Origin of the sequence: Pseudomonas sp. LA5 (genome assembly GCF_028640825.1) — a bacterium.
GTDB lineage: Bacteria > Pseudomonadota > Gammaproteobacteria > Pseudomonadales > Pseudomonadaceae > Chryseomonas > Chryseomonas aestiva.
Window position 1 is genome coordinate 17153 of the sequence record NZ_JAQYZY010000037.1, and the last position, 17335, is coordinate 34487.

Here is a 17335-nt window from a genome sequence, read left to right on the forward strand (position 1 = left end):
CGCGCCCCTCCTGACGGGTCGGAACTGGATCCTTCACGTCAGGAGAACACCATGTCCCGTACCAATCGCCAGTTCCTGCTCGCCAAGCGCCCGTCCGGCGAACCCACCGCCGACACCTTCGAGCGTGTCGAGCAGCCGATCGGCGAACCCGGCGCCGGTCAGGTGCTGATCAAGAATCTCTATCTCTCCCTCGACCCGGCCATGCGCGGCTGGATGAACGAGGGCAAGTCCTATATCAAGCCCATCGGCCTAGGCGAAGTCATTCGTGCCCTGGGCGTGGGCGAGGTAGTGGCATCCAACCACCCGGAATTCAAGGTCGGCGACACGATCAACGGCATGCTCGGCATCCAGGATTACTACCTGGGCGAGCCCCAGGGCTTCTACAAGGTGGACCCCAGCAAGGCCAGCCTGCCCCAGTATCTCTCGGTACTCGGCATGACCGGTCTGACCGCCTACTTCGGCCTGCTGGAAGTCGGCGAGCCCAAGGCCGGCCAGACCATCGTGGTTTCCGGCGCTGCCGGCGCGGTCGGCAGCATGGTCGGCCAGATCGGCAAGCTCAAGGCCTGCCATGTGGTAGGTATCGCCGGTGGCGCGGAAAAATGCCGCTATCTGATCGAGGAACTGGGTTTCGACGCCGCCATCGACTACAAGGCCGAACCTGACCTCGCGGCCGCCCTGCACCGCGAAGGTCCCAACGGCATCGACGTCTATTTCGACAACGTCGGTGGTCCGACCCTGGACGCGGTGCTGGCGCAGATCAATTTCCGTGCACGGGTAGTGCTCTGCGGCGCCATCAGCCAGTACAACAGTGACAGGGTGCAGGGCCCGCAGAACTACCTGGCGCTGCTCAGCAATCGCGCGCGCATGGAAGGCTTTATCGTGCTGGACCACGCCGCGCGCTACGCCGAGGCCCAGCAGCAGCTGGCGATCTGGCTGGCCGACGGCCAGCTCAAATCCCGCGAGCACGTGGTGGAAGGCCTCGATACCTTCCCCGAGACCCTGATGAAGCTGTTCTCCGGCGAGAACTTCGGCAAGCTGGTGCTCAAGGTCTAGGTCGCGCGTCGGAAAGTCGTCACCAGCGGGCCGCAATGGCGGCCCGTCTGGGCTTCAGGCGTCAAGTTACAGACGGCCAATCGCCACCATCGTGCTAAGCCATTGATTTGATTGACACTATAAGACTGGCACGCTTCTCGCTGTAGGGGGACTATCCGCCAAGGAGAACAGGCATGGTCCCGCCCTCGTCCAACACCATCAATCTCGATCGCGCTCGCCAGCAGCGCAACGCCAACCTGGCTGGCCCCGCCCGCGACAGCGATCCGGCGGTGCTGGGCGCCCTGCGCCAGCGCCTGCTCGGCGTCCTGCAGACATCGCTGGATCTCGAGCGGGTCCTGCAACTCTTCCGGCAGGAGGTGGATACGCTGGTGGACCTGCCCGGCCTCGCCTACCGCAATGCCGCGGAGGACGTGGCCATCGACCTGGGTGAAGACCAGGGTCATCAGGTGCACTATCACCTGAGCCAGGGAGACCTGCGCCTGGGTGATCTGACGTTCTACCGCCAGGAGCGCTTCCAGGACAGCGAACTCGGCGCGCTGGAATACCTGCTCGGCAGCCTGCTGTTTCCCCTGCGCAATGCCCTGCTCTATCGCGAGGCCCAGAACAATGCCCTGCGCGATGCCCTGACCGGTGTCGGCAATCGCAGCGCCCTGGATCGTGCCCTGGTGCGTGAGCTGGAACTGGCCCGGCGGACCCAGCAGCCGCTGTCGCTGCTGATGCTGGACCTGGACCACTTCAAGCGCATCAACGACCGCTTCGGCCACAGCGTCGGCGACGACGTGCTGCGCCAGACTGCCCGCACCCTTGGCAACAGCCTGAGAAGCATGGACATGGTCTTTCGCTTTGGCGGCGAGGAATTCTGTGTGCTGCTGTCGGCCACCGGCCATGAAGCGGCGCATATCGTGGCGGAACGCCTGAGAGCGGCGGTGGAGGCCCAGTCGGAGACGGCCGGCGCCATCCCGTTGCCAGTCACCCTGAGCCTGGGTCTGGCGACCCTGCGCGACGTCGAGTCACCGCGTTGTCTGCTGCTGCGCGCGGATCGGGCCCTCTATCAGGCCAAGGCCGAAGGCCGCAATCGATTCTGCAGCCTGGCCTGAGGGTCGCCTGGGGCCAGGCGACCGCTCTGCTTAGCGGCGACCGCCCTTGCCGGTACCGCCACCGCTCGGCCCGCGACGCGGCGCGATGCCCGGCGAGGTACGGCCCTTGCTGACCGGCTTGCGGCCCATTTCGCTGGGACGCTCGGCCACGGCCGACCCCTGGGGCTTGCTGGCCTTGCCCGTCTTGTTGAGCTTGTTGCGCGAACCCCGACCGGCATCGATCGGCCGCGCGGTCTTGCGCTGCTGACGCTCGAGCTTTTCCTTGGTCTTGCCGCCCATGGCCGGCAGCGCCACCGGCGGCAGGCCGACTTCACCCGCGAGGATGTCGATCTCCCCCTGGGTCATCTCGCGCCAACGGCCGACCGGCAGATCGCTGGTCATGAACACCGGACCGAAACGTACGCGCTTCAAGCGGCTCACCACCAGGCCCTGGGATTCCCACAGCCGCCGGACTTCGCGGTTGCGGCCTTCCATCACCACGCAATGGAACCAGTGGTTGAAGCCGTCGCCTTCCGGCGCCTGCTGGACGTCGGTGAAGCGCGCCGGGCCGTCTTCGAGGATCACCCCGTTCTTCAGGCGCAGCAGCATCTCTTCGGTCACCTCGCCCCGTACCCGTACCGCGTACTCGCGATCCATCTGGTAGGACGGGTGCATCAGCCGGTTGGCCAGTTCGCCATCGGTGGTGAACAGCAGCAGGCCGGTGGTGTTGATGTCCAGGCGACCGACATTGATCCAGCGGCCCTGCTTGGGCTTTGGCAGGCGGTCGAAGACGGTGGGTCGGCCCTCGGGATCGTCACGGGTGCAGATCTCGCCTTCGGGCTTGTTGTAGATCAGCACGCGCCGCACCACTTCCTCGGCCTGGTCGCGCTTGAGCAGACGTCCGTCCACCGCGATGGCGTCCTTGGGCATGACCCTCAGACCCAGGGGCGCGACCACGCCGTTGACCTTGATACGGCCTTCGCCGATCCAGGCTTCGACGTCACGCCGCGAGCCGACGCCCAGGCGCGACAGCACCTTCTGCAGCTTTTCGCCCGCCGGCGCGGGGACGGTTTCATCGAGGGATTCGTTTGGGGGATTCTTGTCGAGGGTCATCAGGCACCTCCCGGTGTAGTGGACGACAAAGGCGCCGCGGAACGGGCGCCAGGAAAAAGACAGGGGCGCATGATAGCGCCCCTGCTCGCGCCAGCCTAGCGAGTGTGGTGTCTCAGCAGTTGACTGCACAATCCTGGCGGCGCTTTTTCGGCTCTGGCGGCGTTGCCACTCCTCGCCATAGCCCTGCTATGACTCGTACCGGCGCCTGGCCAAAGTCAAAAAAATCACCCGCCAATTCTTGTGCGAACTTCAGAGACACCGCACTAGCCCGACGGGTGACGGATGGCCGCAGGCTTAGTCCAGCGTGGCCAGGGCTTCGCGGCAGAGCTGCTCGACGCGCGTCCAGTCCTTGGCCTTCACCACGTCGCCGGGCAGCATCCAGCTGCCGCCGACGCACAGCAGGTTGGGCTGCTGGAAATAGTTCTTCACATTGCCCGGGTTGACGCCACCGGTGGGGCAGAACTTGAGTTCGGCGAAGGGACCTGCGAACGCCTTGAGCGCATCCACGCCGCCATAGACGTTGGCAGGGAACAGCTTGAAGCGCCGATAACCCAGGCGGTAGGCCTGCATGATCTCCGAGGGCGTGGCGATGCCCGGCAGCAGCGGGATGGGCGCCGATACCCCGGCCTGGAGAATTTCCTCGGTGGTGCCCGGAGTGACGATGAACTGGGCGCCCGCCTCGACCGCAGCGTCGAACATCCGCACGTCAAGCACGGTGCCCACGCCAACATCCAGCTCGGGACGTTCCTGCCGCAGCAGGCGCACCGCGTCAAGCCCGTGGGCCGATCTCAGGGTGATTTCCAGGGCGGTGAGCCCCGCCGCGGCCATGGCGTCGGCGAAGGGCAGCACGTCGGCGGGATCGTTGATCACGATCACCGGCAGGATCCGCGCGCGGGCGCACAGGGCATCTAGGGTCGCGATCTTGTTCTGCATGTCCAAAACTCAACTCCTCGTCAGGGGCACCAATAGACGACCAGGGGTTCGCGCAGGAACGCCTTGATCGGAGTGGCCAGCTCATCGCCCTCGGCCAGAGCGGTTTCCAGCACCTGTCGCTTGCCCGCGCCCTGGATGGCGAGGATCTGCTGCCGCGCGCGACTCAGGTAGGCACGGCTCAGGGTGATGCGGGTCTGGGGCGCGGACGGTGCCACGCCAGGAAAACTCAGGCGCTCGCTGGCCGGATCCAGAGCCTCTTCCAGGCCGGGACTACCGGGGAACAGCGAGGCGGTATGGGCGTCGTCGCCCATGCCCAGCACCAGCACATCGGGGGTTGCCAGGGTGTCGCGCAGCCGGGCCTCGGTCTGGGCCATACCCTCTTCCGTGGAAGCGGCCGGGCTATAGAGATCGACGAAACCTGCGGCGGCAGCGGGTCCCTGGAACAGGTGCTGGCGCAACAGGCCGGCATTGCTGTCCGGATGGTCACCGGGTACCCAGCGCTCGTCCGCCAGGGTGACCAGCACCTTGGACCAATCCAGCTCGGCCTGCGCCAGGCGCTCCAGGAAGGGCACCGGACTGCGGCCGCCGGAAACGATCAGCAGCGCCTCGCCGCGGGCCGCCAGGGCCTCGCGCAGCGCCGCCGTGACCGTTTCGGCCAGCGCCGTGGCGTGGGCCTCGCGGTCGGGCAATTCGCGCAGGGTCACACCCTGCCCCAGATCAGACGTCGCCATACCAGGATCTCCCGTCTCGTGCGATCAGTGCGATGGAGGTCAGCGGACCCCAGCTGCCGGCGGCATAGGACTTGGGCGAGTCGCCCATTTTCGACCAGCCATCCATCAGCTGATCGCACCACTTCCAGGCCGCTTCGATCTCGTCCTTGCGAACGAACAGCGACTGATTGCCCTGCATGACTTCCAGCAGCAGTCGCTCGTAGGCATCCGGCGTGCGCAGGTGCTTGAAGGTCTCGGAGAAATTGAGCTGCAGCGGACCGCTGCGCAGCTGCATGCCTTTGCGCAAGCCCTGGTCCTTGCTCATCACCTGCAGCGAAATGCCTTCGTCCGGCTGGATGCGGATGATCAGGCGGTTGCTGATCAGGCTGCGCTGCTCGGGGGCGAAGATGTAGTGCGGTGGTTCCTTGAAGTGGATGACGATCTGCGACAGCTTCTGCGGCATGCGCTTGCCCGTACGCAGATAGAAAGGCACGCCCGACCAGCGCCAGTTGCGGATGTCCGCGCGGATGGCGACAAAGGTCTCGGTGCGGCTTTCGGTGTTGGAATTGGGTTCTTCCAGATAACCCGGCACCGGCTTGCCGTCGCTGTAGCCGGAGGTGTACTGACCCAGGACCACGCGGCTGGCGAGCTGGTCGGCGGTAATGGGCTCCAGCGCCTTGAGGACCTTGACCTTCTCGTCACGGATGCTGTCGGCCGACAGATCCGCCGGCGGGTCCATGGCGGTCAGGCAGAGCAGCTGCAGCAGGTGGTTCTGCACCATGTCGCGCAACTGGCCAGCCTGGTCGAAATAGCCCCAGCGACCTTCGATACCGACCTTCTCGGCCACGGTGATTTCCACGTGGGAAATGTAGTTCTGGTTCCACTGGGTCTCGAACAGGCTATTGGCAAATCTCAGGGCGATGAGGTTCTGCACGGTCTCCTTGCCCAGGTAATGGTCGATGCGGTAGACGCGGTCTTCCGGGAAGAAGCGCGCCACGGCGTCGTTGACCACCTTGGAGGATTCCAGGTCGTAGCCGATGGGCTTTTCCATCACCACTCGGGTGCGCTCGCACAGGCCGACGGCGGCAAGGTTTTCGCAGATGGCACTGTAGACCAGTGCCGGAGTGGCGAAATAGGCGATCAGTGGCGAGGTCTCGCCCACATCCTCGGCAAGTCCCGTATAGTCTTCGCGATTGCGAAAATCGATGGCGCGATAGCCCAGGCGACCGCGCATCCGGGTCCATACCGCTTCGTCCCAATCGGCCTTGGGCACATAGTGGCGCAGGCGCTCCTCGATGTGCTCCAGCTGCTTGACCCCATCGCCCTGGTCACGCGCCAGCGCCATGATGCGGGTATCCTCGTGCAGCAGACCTTCGCGATCCAGCTGATACAGGGCAGGGAAAAGTTTGCGCAGGGCCAGGTCGCCCAACGCGCCGAAGATTGCCAGGGTACAGGGTAGAACTCGGACGCCAGCCATAAATATTCGTTCTTTTACTTAAAGTTTGAGATATTCCAGCACCATCATAGGGGAGCCGGGGCGATTCGCGTAGTCTTTATATTAAAAAATACGGCGCAGGGGTAAGCCCAGCCCATACCTTTTATAGCCTTAGGATAGAGGCACAACAACCACTAGGAGTTCTCATGGATCGTGCCAGCACCCTGCTGCAAACCATCCAGAACCGCATCGGCGAACTCAACCGCGCGGAACGCAAGGTCGCCGAGGTCATCCTGCAGAATCCCCGGCAGGCCACGCGCTACACCATCGCGGCCCTGGCCCAGGCGGCCCAGGTCAGTGAGCCCACCGTCAATCGCTTCTGCCGTTCCCTGGGCGTGAGCGGCTACCCGGAGATGAAGATCCAGCTGGCGCAGAGCATCGCCAGCGGCGCGGTCTATGTCAGCCAGGCGGTGGAAGCCAACGACGAATCCGAAGCCTACGCGGAAAAGATCTTCAGCAGCACCATCGCCTCGCTGGACAGCGCCCGCCAGCGACTGGACGCCCGCACGGTGGATCGCGCGGTGGACCTGATGATCCAGGCGCGACAGATCCACTTCTTCGGCCTGGGCGCCTCGGCCCCCGTCGCCCTGGACGCCCAGCACAAGTTCTTCCGCTTCAACATGGCGGTGTCGGCGCATTCGGACGTGCTGATGCAGCGGATGCTCGCCTCCATCGCCAGGACCGGCGATCTCTTCGTGATCATCTCCTACACCGGCCGCACCCGCGAACTGGTGGACGTGGCCAAGCTGGCGCGGGACAACGGCGCCTCGGTGCTTGGCCTCACTGCCAGCAACACCCCGCTGGCCAAGGTCTGCACCCACAGCCTGGACATCCCGCTGCCGGAAGACACCGACATCTACATGCCCATGACCTCGCGGATCATCCAGCTCACCGTGCTGGACATCCTGGCTACCGGGGTCACGCTCAAGCGCGGCGTGGATTTCCAGCCGCACCTGCGCAAGGTCAAGGAAAGCCTGGTCGCCACCCGCTATCCCTCTGAGCCCGACCAGGGTTGAGCCTTAGGCTCCGGTATCCCCGGAGCCCCTACGTCTCTAGATGTCGTCGCGATGGCTGAACAGATCCCAGGTCGACATGAACAGCGCGGCGATCAGCGGGCCGATCACGAAGCCATTCAGGCCGAACAGCGACATGCCACCAATGGTGGAGATCAGTACCACGTAGTCGGGCATCTTGGTGTCCTTGCCGACCAGGATGGGGCGCAGCAAGTTGTCCACCAGGCCGATCACCACCACGGCGAAGACGATCAGGATGACCCCTTTGATCACCGAACCGGTGGCCAGGAAGTAGATGGCCACCGGTACCCAGATCAGCGCCGAGCCGACCGCGGGCAGCAGCGACAGGAAGGCCATCAGGGTGCCCCAGAGCACCGCGCCCTGGACACCCAGCACGCCGAGGATGAAGCCGCCGAGGGCACCCTGCACCACGGCGACGATGATATTGCCCTTGACCGTGGCACGCACCACGGCGGTGAACTTGGCCATCAGGCTGCGCTTGTGCATGTCGCTCAGCGGAATGGCCTTGCGGATCAGCGCCACCAGCTGCGAACCATCGCGCAGCAGGAAGAACAGCAGATAGAGCATCACACCGAAGCCGATCAGGAACTGGAAGGTGCCCTGACCGAAGCTGAAGGCCTGGGTAGCGACGAACTGGCTGCCCTGCATGGCTCCTTCGGAGAGCTTCTGGCGAATGCCATCCAGGTCACCGGCACCGAAGCGCTCCAGCACGCCACGCACCGAACCCGGCAAGGCGCCCCAGATCTGCTGATAGTACTGGCCGAAGTTGAGCTGACCGCTGCTGACCTGCTGGTACAGCAGCGAGCCTTCCTGCACCAGGGAAATGGCGATGAACACCACCGGCAGGATGACGATGAGCAGGATCACGAACAGGGTGCAGAGCGCCCCGAGGTTGCGTCTGTTGTTGAAGCGCCGGACGAACCAGCGCTGCAGCGGGGCGAACAGGATGGCGAGGATGGCGCCCCAGAACACCGCCCCCAGGAAGGGCGTGAGGATCCAGACGAAGGCCAGCGAGACCACCACCAGCAGGATCAGGAACGTCTTGTTTTCCAGCCGAGCACTTTTCATTGGCTTTCGCGATTCCAAACAAGGATGACAGGCCTTGCTTAGAGCCTCGGAAGCCGTGGGGTTCCCATAAGCACCCCCAACTTGGCCCGAAGNGGCGCGCCCGGGATCATACGCGAAACTGACGTACCAGGCCGTCCAGGCGCTCACCGAGGCCAACCATGCCGGCGGTGTTGCGCGCGCCTTGCTGGGCGCCTTGGGCCATGCTGTCGACGGCACTGGCGATGGTGTGGACGCTGCGATTGACCTCCTCGGCCACCGCCGTCTGCTCCTCGGCGGCACTGGCGATCTGGCTGTTCATGGCGTTGATGGTGGCGATCAGCTCGCTGATCGCGGCCAGGGCGGTACCGGCCTGCTCGGCCTGGGCCGTAGTGGCCTCGCCCATGCCGCCCGAGCGTTCCATGGCCCCGACCGCGCGGCCGGTGGCCTGTTGCAGGCGATCGATCATGCCCTGGATTTCCTGGGTGCTCTGCTGGGTCCGGCTGGCCAGGGCGCGTACCTCGTCGGCGACCACGGCGAAACCGCGACCGGCCTCGCCCGCCCGGGCCGCTTCGATGGCGGCATTGAGCGCCAGCAGATTGGTCTGCTCGGCAATGGCGCGAATCACGTCGAGCACGCCGACGATGGCGCCCACGTCCTGCTTGAGGCCATCCAGGGACACGCTGCTCTGGCGTACCTCCTCGACCAGTTCGTGAATGCGCGCCACGCTGGTGGCAACCGTCTCGCGGGCCAGCCGACCTTTCTCCTCGGTCTGACGGGTGGCTTCGGAGGCCTGCAGGGCACTGCTCGCCACCTCCTGGGCCGCCGCGGACATCTGGTTGATGGCGGTGGCCACCTGGTCGGTTTCGCTGCGCTGGCGCTGCATGTCGCGATCGGTGCGCTGGGCCTGCTGGGCGACGTCGTCAAGCAGACCGGTGAACTGGTGGGTGATGTCGACGACCTGGGCGATGGTGCCCTGGATGCGATCGACGAAGCGATTGAAGGCGGCGGCGAGCTCACCGATCTCGTCGCGCCCGTTGACCGGCAGGCGGCGGGTCAGATCGCCCTCCCCGGCCGCGATGTCGTCGAGATTCTCCCGGATCTGCGCCAGGGGTCTGAGGGTGCGGGCGGCAAACAGCTGCGCGGCGATGCCGATCACCACCAGCAGCACGCCGGCCACGCCGAAGATCAGCCAGAGCTGGTCCTGGGTGCGTTTGGCGACCTGCTGGGCCACGGCCGCGACCTCGGCCTCCACGCCATCCAGATTCACCGCCGAGCCGATCACCAGATCCCATTTGGGCAGGTAGTCGGTGTAGGCGAGTTTGGGCACCAGCACGTCCTTGTTGCCGGGCAGCGAAGAGCTGTAACGACTGAAATGCGAGCCATCCTTGCCGACCCGGACCAGTTCCTGGTTGAGGTAGAGGCCACTGGGATCGCGATTGTCCTTGAAGCTCTTGCCGATACCGGCCGGATCGTTGCCCTTGAACAGGCGGACCACGTTGGAATCGTAGCCGAAGATGTAGCCGTCCTTGCCGTAGCTGATGGCCGACAGCAGGCCGATGGCCTCCTTGCGCGCCTCGGAATCGCCCGCAGCGGCCTTGTCGTACAGCGGCTTGACCACGGTCATGGCCGCTTCCACGCTGTTCTGCAGGGCGTTGCGACTCTGGACCATCAGCCGCTCGCGAGCGTCGGCGACGTCCCTGGCGGCCTGCTCGTGCAAAACCCAATAGGACAGTCCACCCAGCACCAGCGTGAACAGGCAGACGGGCAGGACGGCCAGTAAGGTGACTTTGAATTTGAGGCTCACGAGGTTCTCCTTGGTCGCAAGAGCTTGGGCGGTTATCGGCGCCCTGCCCGATAACTTGACCAGGGAGTCACTTGAGTGACGGTATACGCGCTGGCGCCGGCAGCCGGATGACCACTGCCAGCCCACCCAGCCCGGAGGTTTCGAGAACGAGGGTTCCGCCGCAGCTGTCGACGATGTCCTTGGCGATCCCCAGCCCCAGGCCGTGACCGCTGACCGCTTCATCCAGCCGGGCACCCCGATCGAGGATCGTCTCGCGCTGGGCTTCCGGCACACCGGGCCCGTCGTCCTCGACCTGGATCAGATAGCCCTCTGCACCCTGCGCCACCTCAAGCCGGACCTGCTGATCCGCCCATTTGCCGGCGTTGTCCAGCAGGGTGCCGAACAGTTCCAGCAGGTCTTCCCGGTCCCAGGGCAGCCGCAGCCCCGCGGGCAGCCGACACTCGAACTGCAGGTGCTCGCCATGCAGCCGATTGAGCAGCGTGCAGAGCTCGCGAAGCTCGGCGCCGTCCAGGTGTGCGCCCGGCAGGGCCTCGCCGGCCAGCCGGGCACGGCGCAATTCCCGCTCCAGGCGCTGGCGGATACGGTCCAGTTGTTCGCGCAACACCTCGCGCTGTTCGGGCAAAGCCTGCAATTCGGGACGCTCGGCCAGGCTGGTCAGCACCGCCAGCGGGGTCTTGAGCGCATGACCCAGATTGCCGATGCCATGCCGCGCGCGCTTGAGGCCGTCTTCGGTGTGGCGCAGCAGGGCATTCATTTCTCCCACCAGCGGCTCGAGTTCAGCCGGCACGCTGGCGTCCAGCGTCGAACGGCGTCCCTGATGCAGCTGGGCGATCTGCTCGCGCACCTGCTCCAGCGGGCGCAGCGCCCGGCGCACGATCAGCCGTTGCAGCAGCAGGACCAGCAGCAGGGTCGCCAGCCCCAGCAAGCCACCGAACGCGAGGATGCGCGTCAGGTTGCCCAGCAGGGGGTTGTAGTCGTCGGCGACCGTTACCTGCACTGCCTGGCCGTAGCGCTGGTAATCGGCGCGATAGGCGAGCAGTCGCTGGCCACTGGGGCCGTCCGCCAGGCTCTCGCTCAGGCCGGTGCCCGGTGGCGCTTCCAGTTGTGCGTCCCACAGCGAGCGCGAGCGCCAGCGAATGTCCAGCGCCGGGATCTCGATAAGGAAATAGCGGCCGGACAGCGGGCGGGTATAGAGACTGCCCAGCCGGCCCTCATCCAGTTGCAGGCCATGGGGACCGCGCACCAGGGCGGCGAGCAGGTTCTCCGTCTCGCCGCGCAGACCGGTTTCCAGATAACGGCGCAAGGCATGGTCCACCAGCCAGGCTCCCCCCAGCACCAGCACCAGACCGGCCACCAGCAGGATGGCCACCAGCCCGACCCTGAGCCGGGCCTGGATGGATTTCAATCGACACCGCCCAGGCGATAGCCTTGGCCGCGCCGCGTCTCGATGACCGCGCGCCCCAGCTTGCGCCGCAGATGATTGACGTGGACCTCGATGACATTGGAGTCGCGCTCGCTCTCGCCGTCGTAGAGATGGTCGTTGAGCCGCGTCTTCGACAGGATCTGCCCGGGATGCAGCAGGAAGCAGCGCAGCAGGCGAAACTCCGCCGCGCTCAGGGCGATGGTTTCACTGCCACGCACCACGCATTGGCGCGCCTCGTCGAGCGCGAGTCCGGCAGCCTGCAGCAACGGCTGGTTGGCCACGCCGCGCACCCGCCGCAGCAATGCGGCAATGCGCAGGCCCAGTTCTTCGGGGTGGAAGGGTTTGGTGAGGTAGTCATCGGCCCCGGCCTTGAGGCCGTCGATGCGCTCCGCCCAGCTGTCGCGGGCGGTCAGGATCAGTACCGGAGTCGCCAGCGCCTTTGCACGCCACTCCCCAAGCACCTCCAGCCCGGGCCGGCCGGGCAGACCCAGGTCGAGCACGATGAGGTCATAGGGTTCCTGGGCGCCCTGCCAGGCGGCATCGCGGCCATCGGCCAGCCAGTCGATGGCGTAGCCCTGCCGAGTGAGGAACGCCGTGATCTCGTCGGCCAGAGCCACATCGTCTTCCACCAGCAACAGGCGCATCTAGTCGTCCACCTCATCCTTCATGATGGCGCCATCCATTGCGCCGATTTCCAGTTCGCGGACGACATCGCCGACGAGGATCTCGATCTCGTAGCGATACTGGCCGTCCTCCTCTTCCAGTTCGGCTTCCAGCAGCCGCGCCTGGGGATAGCGTTCGTTGACTCGCTGCAGCAGGCTTTCCAGCGGACGGATCACGCCTTCCTTGCGCAGCTTGAGCGCCTCGTCCTGATCCAGGTCACGGGCCTGGATCAGGGGCGAGAGGCTGCCGAGCAGCACCAGCCCGGCGAGCCCGACGGTCAGTCGTCGCGCTGGTCTTTCAGGACTTCGCCAGTGGTGGCGTCGAGTTCCAGATCCCATTTCACACCTTTGGGGTCACGCAGTTCCAGTTGGTAGATGTAGCGGCCGTACTCTTCTTCCAGTTCGGTCTCGTGGGTCGTCGAGCCCGGATGCTTGGCGATGGCAGCCTGGTTGAGCACCTCGAAGCTCTTGATCTTGCCGCTGTCACGCAGCTTGAGGGCCTCGTCGGGGCCGAGATCCCGGGCCTGGGCGACGCCCATACCGGTGAGCAGGAGGGCGGCAGTCGCGAGGGCGGTCAGCTTTTTCATGATGATTCTCTCTGGTTGCTGTTTGATCTGGGTCCAGAGTAGCGATCCGCCATTAATCGAAACTTAAACGCCGATTAAGCCAGGCTTAAGCGGATCGGACCACGCCAGGGTGCTTCGGCATCCAGGGCTTCGCCCTTCTGCGTCACCTGCAGCCGGCCCTCGCGAGCCAGCTCACGCGCCATAGCGCGCAGGGGCTCCATCAGCGGCCGCCAGTCCGCAGCCAGGTCACGCGCCACCTCCGACGGACAGAAGGTCGTCCCTGGACGGCGCGCCTGTGCCTTGGCCAGCAAGGCTTCGCGCAATTGTGCGTCGGTCGGCTTGAGCGCTGTCATGAGAACCGGGTCCCTTCTCCAAGAGTCCACCGTTTCGACCAGGAAATTGTCGGTGCAGTCATGACCTCTCGCTCGAAAGTCTCGAAAGTAATGCAACGCCTCGCCCAGACCGACCTGCCCATCCCCGCCGATGAGCGTGACGACACTGGTACCGCCCTCTGCACGCCCTTGCCGCCCGACCTCAATTATGTCGATGACTGCCAGGCGGGCCTGAGCCGACGCAAGCTGCGCGGCAAATGGGCTTATTTCACCCCAGATGGCGAACGCATCTGCGATCAGGCGGAAGTCGAGCGCATCAACAAGCTGGCCATCCCGCCGGCCTATACCGATGTCTGGATCTGCCCGGACGCCAATGGCCATCTGCAGGCTACCGGACGCGACGCCCGCGGCCGCAAGCAGTACCGCTACCACCCGCGCTGGCGCGAGATCCGCGATACCGACAAGTACGAGCGGATGCTGGCGTTCGGGCAGGCCCTGCCCAAGTTGCGGCAGCGGGTGGAAGAGGATCTCGCCCGGCGCGGCCTGTGTCGGGAAAAGGTCATGGCCACGGTCATCAGCCTGCTCGACGCGACCCTGATCCGGGTCGGCAACGCCCAGTACGCCAAGAGCAACAAGTCCTATGGCCTCACCACGCTGCGCAACCGACATGCCGAGGTGCATGGCAACACCATAGCCTTCCACTTCCGCGGCAAGAGTGGGGTGGAGCATGACATCAAGGTCAGCGATCCGCGGCTGGCGCGTACCGTGAAGAAATGCCTGGAGTTGCCTGGCCAGCACCTCTTCCAGTACGTGGATACCGATGGCGATCGCCATACCGTTACCTCGTCCGACGTGAACGCCTACCTGCATGAACTCACGGGCGCCGATTTCACCGCCAAGGACTACCGCACGTGGGCCGGCAGTGCCCTGGCGCTGGAAGCCCTGCGCGAGTTGCGGTGTGAAACCCAGACCGATGCCAAGAAGGAGCTGGTGGACATGGTCAAGGCGGTATCCCGCACCCTGGGCAACACCCCGGCGGTCTGCCGCAAGTGCTATATCCATCCGGGCGTGCTGGATGCCTTCCTCGCCGGCGACCTCTGCACCTTGCCCAAACCGCGCAAGCGCAAGGGGCTCAAGGAGGAAGAGGTGCTGCTACTCAACTTCCTGCAACGGCTGGAACAGCGGATGGCGGAGACCCAGGCGGCCTGACCACGTCGCACGCTACCCTGCCCCCTGTGCGGGGCGGGACGGGGCGGGGAGCATTCTGCGCCAGGCGCCAGTCATGCTCGCCTGGCGTGACTCCTTCCCGACGCCCAGATGACGACGCCGCATTTGTTATGTTATAACTTTTGCACGTCATTCAAGGCTCCGTCATGGCATCCCCTCGCGCTTCCCTTCTCCTCCTTTCCGTGCCCGTTCGGCTGTCGCTCGCCGCCATCCCATTGGTCGCGCTTTGGCTGGCCGTGCTCTGGGCGGTCGCCCTGCCATGAGCGCCGCCATCGAACTTCAGGACCTGACCCTGGCCTATCAGCGGCATCCGGCCATCCATCATCTCAGTGGTCGCTTCCGGACCGGCAGTCTGACGGCCATCGTCGGCCCCAACGGGGCGGGCAAGTCCACCCTGCTCAAGGCCATCGCCGGCACCCTGAGACCGGTCAGTGGTCGCGTGGACCGGGCCGTGCCCCAGCGCCGGCTGGGCTATCTGCCGCAAGCCGCGGAGATCGACCGCAGCTTTCCCTTGAGCGTGCTGGAAACCGTGATACTGGGCGCCTGGCGCGGCTTGGGCGTCTGGCGCGGGGTCACCGCCGCCCATCGCGAGGAAGCGTCCCGGGCGTTGCAGGCGGTCGGCCTCGAAGGCCTCGAGGATCGCTTGGTCGGCGCCCTGTCCTCCGGGCAATTCCAGCGAGTGCTGTTCGCCCGGCTGCTGTTGCAGGATGCGCCGGTGCTGCTGCTGGACGAGCCTTTCACCGCCATCGATGCTCGCACCACCGCGGACCTGCTGACCATCGTCCGTCGCTGGCATGGTCAGGGTCGCACGGTGATAGCCGTGCTGCACGACCTGGAGCAGGTCCGCCAGCACTTCCCCGAGACCCTGTTGCTGGCTCGGGAAGCCATCGCCTGGGGCGCCACCGATCAGGTGCTGGTCAGCGAGCATCTGGCCCGCGCGCGCAATCTCGCCGAGCACTGGGACGCCAATGCGGCGGTCTGTGAGCGCGCATGACCCTCTATCAACTCCTGTTCGAACCCTTCGTCGAATTCGGCTTCATGCGTCGCGCCCTGGTGGCCTGCCTGGCCCTGGCGCTGGGCGCCGGTCCGGTGGGCGTCCTGCTGATGCTCAGGCGCATGAGTCTGGTGGGCGATGCCATGAGTCACGCCGTGCTACCAGGCGCGGCCCTGGGCTTCATGGTCGCCGGCCTGTCGCTACCGGCCATGGGCATCGGCGGGATGCTTGCCGGACTCTTGGTGGCCGGACTCGCCGGCCTGGTCAGCCGCTTCACCAGTCAGCGTGAAGATGCCAGTTTCGCCAGCTTCTATCTGATCTCCCTGGCCGCCGGGGTGCTGATCGTTTCGCTGCACGGCTCCAGTGTGGATCTGCTGCATGTGCTGTTCGGCACCATCCTGGCCATCGACGCCACGGCGCTCTATCTGGTCGCCGGCATCGCCACCCTGTCGCTGGTGGTGCTGGCGGTGATCTACCGACCGCTGGCGCTGGAGTGCTTCGATCCGGGCTTCCTGCGCGCCGTAGGCGGGCGCGGCTCGCTCTATCACCTGCTGTTCCTGCTGCTGGTAGTGCTCAACCTGGTCGCCGGTTTCCAGGCGCTGGGTACGCTGATGGCGGTGGGCCTGATGATGCTGCCGGCCACCGCGGCGCGCTTCTGGGCCAACAGCCTCCCCGGACTGATGGCGGTGGCCAGCCTGATCGCCAGTCTCAGCGGCCTGATCGGCCTGGTGCTGTCCTATCACCTCGGCTGCGCCTCGGGTCCGGCCATCGTCCTGACCGCGGGCGGCTGCTACCTCCTCTCCCTGCTGTTCGGTCGCCTGGGACTCTACCGGCGGCTGCGCCCTCGCCCTCACCTCACCCACTGAAAGGAGTCATCATGAAATCCCTGTTTTCCCTGGGCGCTGCCCTGCTGCTCGCCGCTGCCGGCCAGGCCCAGGCCGCACCGGTCAAGGCTGTCGCCACCTTTACCGTGATCGCCGACGTGGTCAAACAGGTCGGTGGCGACCAGGTTCAGGTTTTCTCCCTGGTCGGTCCCAATGGCGATCCCCATGCCTACGAACCGACGCCCACCGATGCCCAGGCGCTGAAACAGGCCGATGTGGTGTTCATGAGCGGCCTGCACCTGGAAGGCTGGATGGATCGCCTGATCAAGGCCTCCGGCCAGGCGCGCCCGCCGGTAGTGCTCAGCGAAGGGATCAAGACCCGCGAGCTGGCTGACGACGAGGATGAACACGGCCACGCCGACCACGATCACGACCATGGCGGCATCGATCCCCATGTCTGGAACAACCCGCTCAACGTGGTCGTCTACACCCGCAATGTGGTGAAGGCGCTGTCCGCGGTGGATCCGGCGCAGGCTGCCACCTTCAAGGCCAACGGTGATCGCTACATCGCCGAACTGGAAGCCCTGGATCGCTATGCCCGCGAACAGATCGGTCAGGTCCCCCAGGCCAAGCGCAAGGTGCTGACCTCCCACGATGCCTTTGGCTACTTCGCCGACGCCTATGGCGTGACCTTCATCTCGCCGCTGGGTCTGTCGACCGAGGCCGAAGCCTCCGCCCAGGACGTCGCCAAGCTGATCCGCCAGATCAAGCAGGAGCATGTCGCCACCTACTTCTTCGAGAACTCCAACGATCCGCGCCTGGTGCAGCAGATCGCCAAGGCCAGTGGCGCCCAACCGGGTGGTGAGCTGTACGTCGAGGCGCTATCCCCGGCAGACGGCCCGGCTGCGACCTATGCGGCCATGTTCCGCTACAACGTGGACACCCTGGTCAAGGCGATGAAGAGCGGGCATTGAGGTTAAAGGTCTTCTGGTAGGTTGGCGCTGAGCGCAGCGAAGCCCAACAGCGTGAGGGTCCAGCACCT

18 protein-coding genes and 1 pseudogene are annotated in these 17335 nt (G+C 65.5%); 7 read left to right on the plus strand and 12 right to left on the minus strand.

Annotated elements, in window-relative coordinates; all coding sequences use genetic code 11:
* Positions 1-51 precede the first annotated feature (51 nt).
* Complete coding sequence (locus PVZ72_RS12105) at positions 52-1053, plus strand: NADP-dependent oxidoreductase (RefSeq protein ID WP_273862025.1); 1002 nt, start codon at positions 52-54, stop codon at positions 1051-1053.
* Positions 1054-1226: 173 nt separating this feature from the next.
* A complete protein-coding gene (locus tag PVZ72_RS12110; protein ID WP_187979358.1) occupies positions 1227-2150 on the plus strand; it encodes a GGDEF domain-containing protein in 924 nt (307 codons plus the stop codon).
* 30 nt (positions 2151-2180) lie between these two features.
* Here the strand turns inward: PVZ72_RS12110 and rluB are convergent, their stop codons facing one another.
* The 4 genes from rluB to zwf form a co-directional block, all read right to left on the minus strand.
* Entirely contained in the window at positions 2181-3242 is a 1062-nt protein-coding gene (rluB, locus tag PVZ72_RS12115) for a 23S rRNA pseudouridine(2605) synthase RluB (protein ID WP_133860628.1), read from the minus strand.
* Positions 3243-3536: 294 nt separating this feature from the next.
* Positions 3537-4175 carry a bifunctional 4-hydroxy-2-oxoglutarate aldolase/2-dehydro-3-deoxy-phosphogluconate aldolase gene (locus PVZ72_RS12120; protein ID WP_187979359.1) on the minus strand — a complete coding sequence of 213 codons (639 nt, stop codon included), beginning with the start codon at positions 4173-4175 and terminating at the stop codon, positions 3537-3539.
* A 20-nt stretch (positions 4176-4195) separates the two neighbouring features.
* Complete coding sequence (gene pgl / locus PVZ72_RS12125; RefSeq protein WP_273862026.1) at positions 4196-4906, minus strand: 6-phosphogluconolactonase; 711 nt, start codon at positions 4904-4906, stop codon at positions 4196-4198.
* Positions 4893-6362, minus strand: coding sequence for a glucose-6-phosphate dehydrogenase (zwf, locus tag PVZ72_RS12130; RefSeq protein ID WP_027602213.1), 1470 nt, complete (start codon positions 6360-6362; stop codon positions 4893-4895). Before zwf ends, pgl begins: the two co-directional genes overlap by 14 nt.
* Before the next feature lie 164 nt (positions 6363-6526).
* On the opposite strand from zwf, the gene PVZ72_RS12135 reads away from it, so the two are divergent.
* Positions 6527-7396 carry a MurR/RpiR family transcriptional regulator gene (locus PVZ72_RS12135; protein WP_133860632.1) on the plus strand — a complete coding sequence of 290 codons (870 nt, stop codon included), beginning with the start codon at positions 6527-6529 and terminating at the stop codon, positions 7394-7396.
* A 36-nt stretch (positions 7397-7432) separates the two neighbouring features.
* Here PVZ72_RS12135 and PVZ72_RS12140 read toward each other — a convergent pair whose 3' ends face one another.
* From PVZ72_RS12140 to PVZ72_RS12170, 8 genes and pseudogenes are all read right to left on the minus strand, one after another.
* Positions 7433-8482: an AI-2E family transporter gene (locus PVZ72_RS12140; RefSeq protein WP_017640512.1), complete on the minus strand. Its 1050-nt coding sequence runs from the start codon at positions 8480-8482 to the stop codon at positions 7433-7435.
* A gap of 106 nt (positions 8483-8588) precedes the next feature.
* Positions 8589-9344, minus strand: a complete 756-nt coding sequence (locus PVZ72_RS24230; protein ID WP_410003733.1) for a methyl-accepting chemotaxis protein — start codon at positions 9342-9344, stop codon at positions 8589-8591.
* Positions 9345-9446: 102 nt separating this feature from the next.
* Positions 9447-10391: pseudogene (locus PVZ72_RS24235) on the minus strand (cache domain-containing protein); the annotation flags it as partial.
* Positions 10333-11670, minus strand: a complete 1338-nt coding sequence (locus PVZ72_RS12150; protein WP_273862028.1) for an ATP-binding protein — start codon at positions 11668-11670, stop codon at positions 10333-10335. The gene PVZ72_RS12150 and the pseudogene PVZ72_RS24235, both read right to left, overlap by 59 nt.
* Positions 11667-12332 carry a response regulator transcription factor gene (locus PVZ72_RS12155; protein ID WP_133860635.1) on the minus strand — a complete coding sequence of 222 codons (666 nt, stop codon included), beginning with the start codon at positions 12330-12332 and terminating at the stop codon, positions 11667-11669. The genes PVZ72_RS12150 and PVZ72_RS12155 overlap by 4 nt, the downstream gene beginning before the upstream one ends.
* Positions 12333-12608, minus strand: coding sequence for a PepSY domain-containing protein (locus PVZ72_RS12160; protein ID WP_133860636.1), 276 nt, complete (start codon positions 12606-12608; stop codon positions 12333-12335). It abuts the gene before it with no gap.
* A gap of 20 nt (positions 12609-12628) precedes the next feature.
* Positions 12629-12937: a PepSY domain-containing protein gene (locus PVZ72_RS12165; RefSeq protein ID WP_158896648.1), complete on the minus strand. Its 309-nt coding sequence runs from the start codon at positions 12935-12937 to the stop codon at positions 12629-12631.
* Between the two features lie 74 nt (positions 12938-13011).
* Positions 13012-13269, minus strand: a complete 258-nt coding sequence (locus PVZ72_RS12170; RefSeq protein WP_187979363.1) for a DUF3253 domain-containing protein — start codon at positions 13267-13269, stop codon at positions 13012-13014.
* 90 nt (positions 13270-13359) lie between these two features.
* Between PVZ72_RS12170 and PVZ72_RS12175 the strand changes: the two genes are divergently transcribed.
* The 4 genes from PVZ72_RS12175 (at position 13360) to PVZ72_RS12190 (ending at position 17267) form a co-directional block, all read left to right on the plus strand.
* Positions 13360-14457, plus strand: a complete 1098-nt coding sequence (locus PVZ72_RS12175; RefSeq protein WP_273862029.1) for a DNA topoisomerase IB — start codon at positions 13360-13362, stop codon at positions 14455-14457.
* A gap of 277 nt (positions 14458-14734) precedes the next feature.
* A complete protein-coding gene (gene aztA / locus PVZ72_RS12180) occupies positions 14735-15469 on the plus strand; it encodes a zinc ABC transporter ATP-binding protein AztA (RefSeq protein WP_187979365.1) in 735 nt (244 codons plus the stop codon).
* The gene (locus PVZ72_RS12185) at positions 15466-16335 is read left to right on the plus strand and encodes a metal ABC transporter permease (protein ID WP_064308864.1); all 870 of its coding nucleotides are present in this window, start codon (positions 15466-15468) and stop codon (positions 16333-16335) included. Before aztA ends, PVZ72_RS12185 begins: the two co-directional genes overlap by 4 nt.
* An 11-nt stretch (positions 16336-16346) precedes the next feature.
* The gene (locus PVZ72_RS12190) at positions 16347-17267 is read left to right on the plus strand and encodes a metal ABC transporter substrate-binding protein (RefSeq protein ID WP_273862030.1); all 921 of its coding nucleotides are present in this window, start codon (positions 16347-16349) and stop codon (positions 17265-17267) included.
* Positions 17268-17335: the final 68 nt, after the last annotated feature.

Bases quoted from the DNA above. Each gene is read 5' to 3' on its own strand.
- PVZ72_RS12105 (WP_273862025.1), top strand. From the start codon at position 52: ATGTCCCGTACCAATCGCCAGTTCCTGCTCGCCAAGCGCCCGTCCGGC.
- PVZ72_RS12110 (WP_187979358.1), top strand. From the start codon at position 1,227: ATGGTCCCGCCCTCGTCCAACACCATCAATCTCGATCGCGCTCGCCAG.
- rluB (WP_133860628.1), bottom strand. From the start codon at position 3,242: ATGACCCTCGACAAGAATCCCCCAAACGAATCCCTCGATGAAACCGTC.
- PVZ72_RS12120 (WP_187979359.1), bottom strand. From the start codon at position 4,175: ATGCAGAACAAGATCGCGACCCTAGATGCCCTGTGCGCCCGCGCGCGG.
- pgl (WP_273862026.1), bottom strand. From the start codon at position 4,906: ATGGCGACGTCTGATCTGGGGCAGGGTGTGACCCTGCGCGAATTGCCC.
- zwf (WP_027602213.1), bottom strand. From the start codon at position 6,362: ATGGCTGGCGTCCGAGTTCTACCCTGTACCCTGGCAATCTTCGGCGCG.
- PVZ72_RS12135 (WP_133860632.1), top strand. From the start codon at position 6,527: ATGGATCGTGCCAGCACCCTGCTGCAAACCATCCAGAACCGCATCGGC.
- PVZ72_RS12140 (WP_017640512.1), bottom strand. From the start codon at position 8,482: ATGAAAAGTGCTCGGCTGGAAAACAAGACGTTCCTGATCCTGCTGGTG.
- PVZ72_RS24230 (WP_410003733.1), bottom strand. From the start codon at position 9,344: ATGCAGCGCCAGCGCAGCGAAACCGACCAGGTGGCCACCGCCATCAAC.
- PVZ72_RS12155 (WP_133860635.1), bottom strand. From the start codon at position 12,332: ATGCGCCTGTTGCTGGTGGAAGACGATGTGGCTCTGGCCGACGAGATC.
- PVZ72_RS12165 (WP_158896648.1), bottom strand. From the start codon at position 12,937: ATGAAAAAGCTGACCGCCCTCGCGACTGCCGCCCTCCTGCTCACCGGT.
- PVZ72_RS12170 (WP_187979363.1), bottom strand. From the start codon at position 13,269: ATGACAGCGCTCAAGCCGACCGACGCACAATTGCGCGAAGCCTTGCTG.
- PVZ72_RS12175 (WP_273862029.1), top strand. From the start codon at position 13,360: ATGCAACGCCTCGCCCAGACCGACCTGCCCATCCCCGCCGATGAGCGT.
- aztA (WP_187979365.1), top strand. From the start codon at position 14,735: ATGAGCGCCGCCATCGAACTTCAGGACCTGACCCTGGCCTATCAGCGG.
- PVZ72_RS12185 (WP_064308864.1), top strand. From the start codon at position 15,466: ATGACCCTCTATCAACTCCTGTTCGAACCCTTCGTCGAATTCGGCTTC.
- PVZ72_RS12190 (WP_273862030.1), top strand. From the start codon at position 16,347: ATGAAATCCCTGTTTTCCCTGGGCGCTGCCCTGCTGCTCGCCGCTGCC.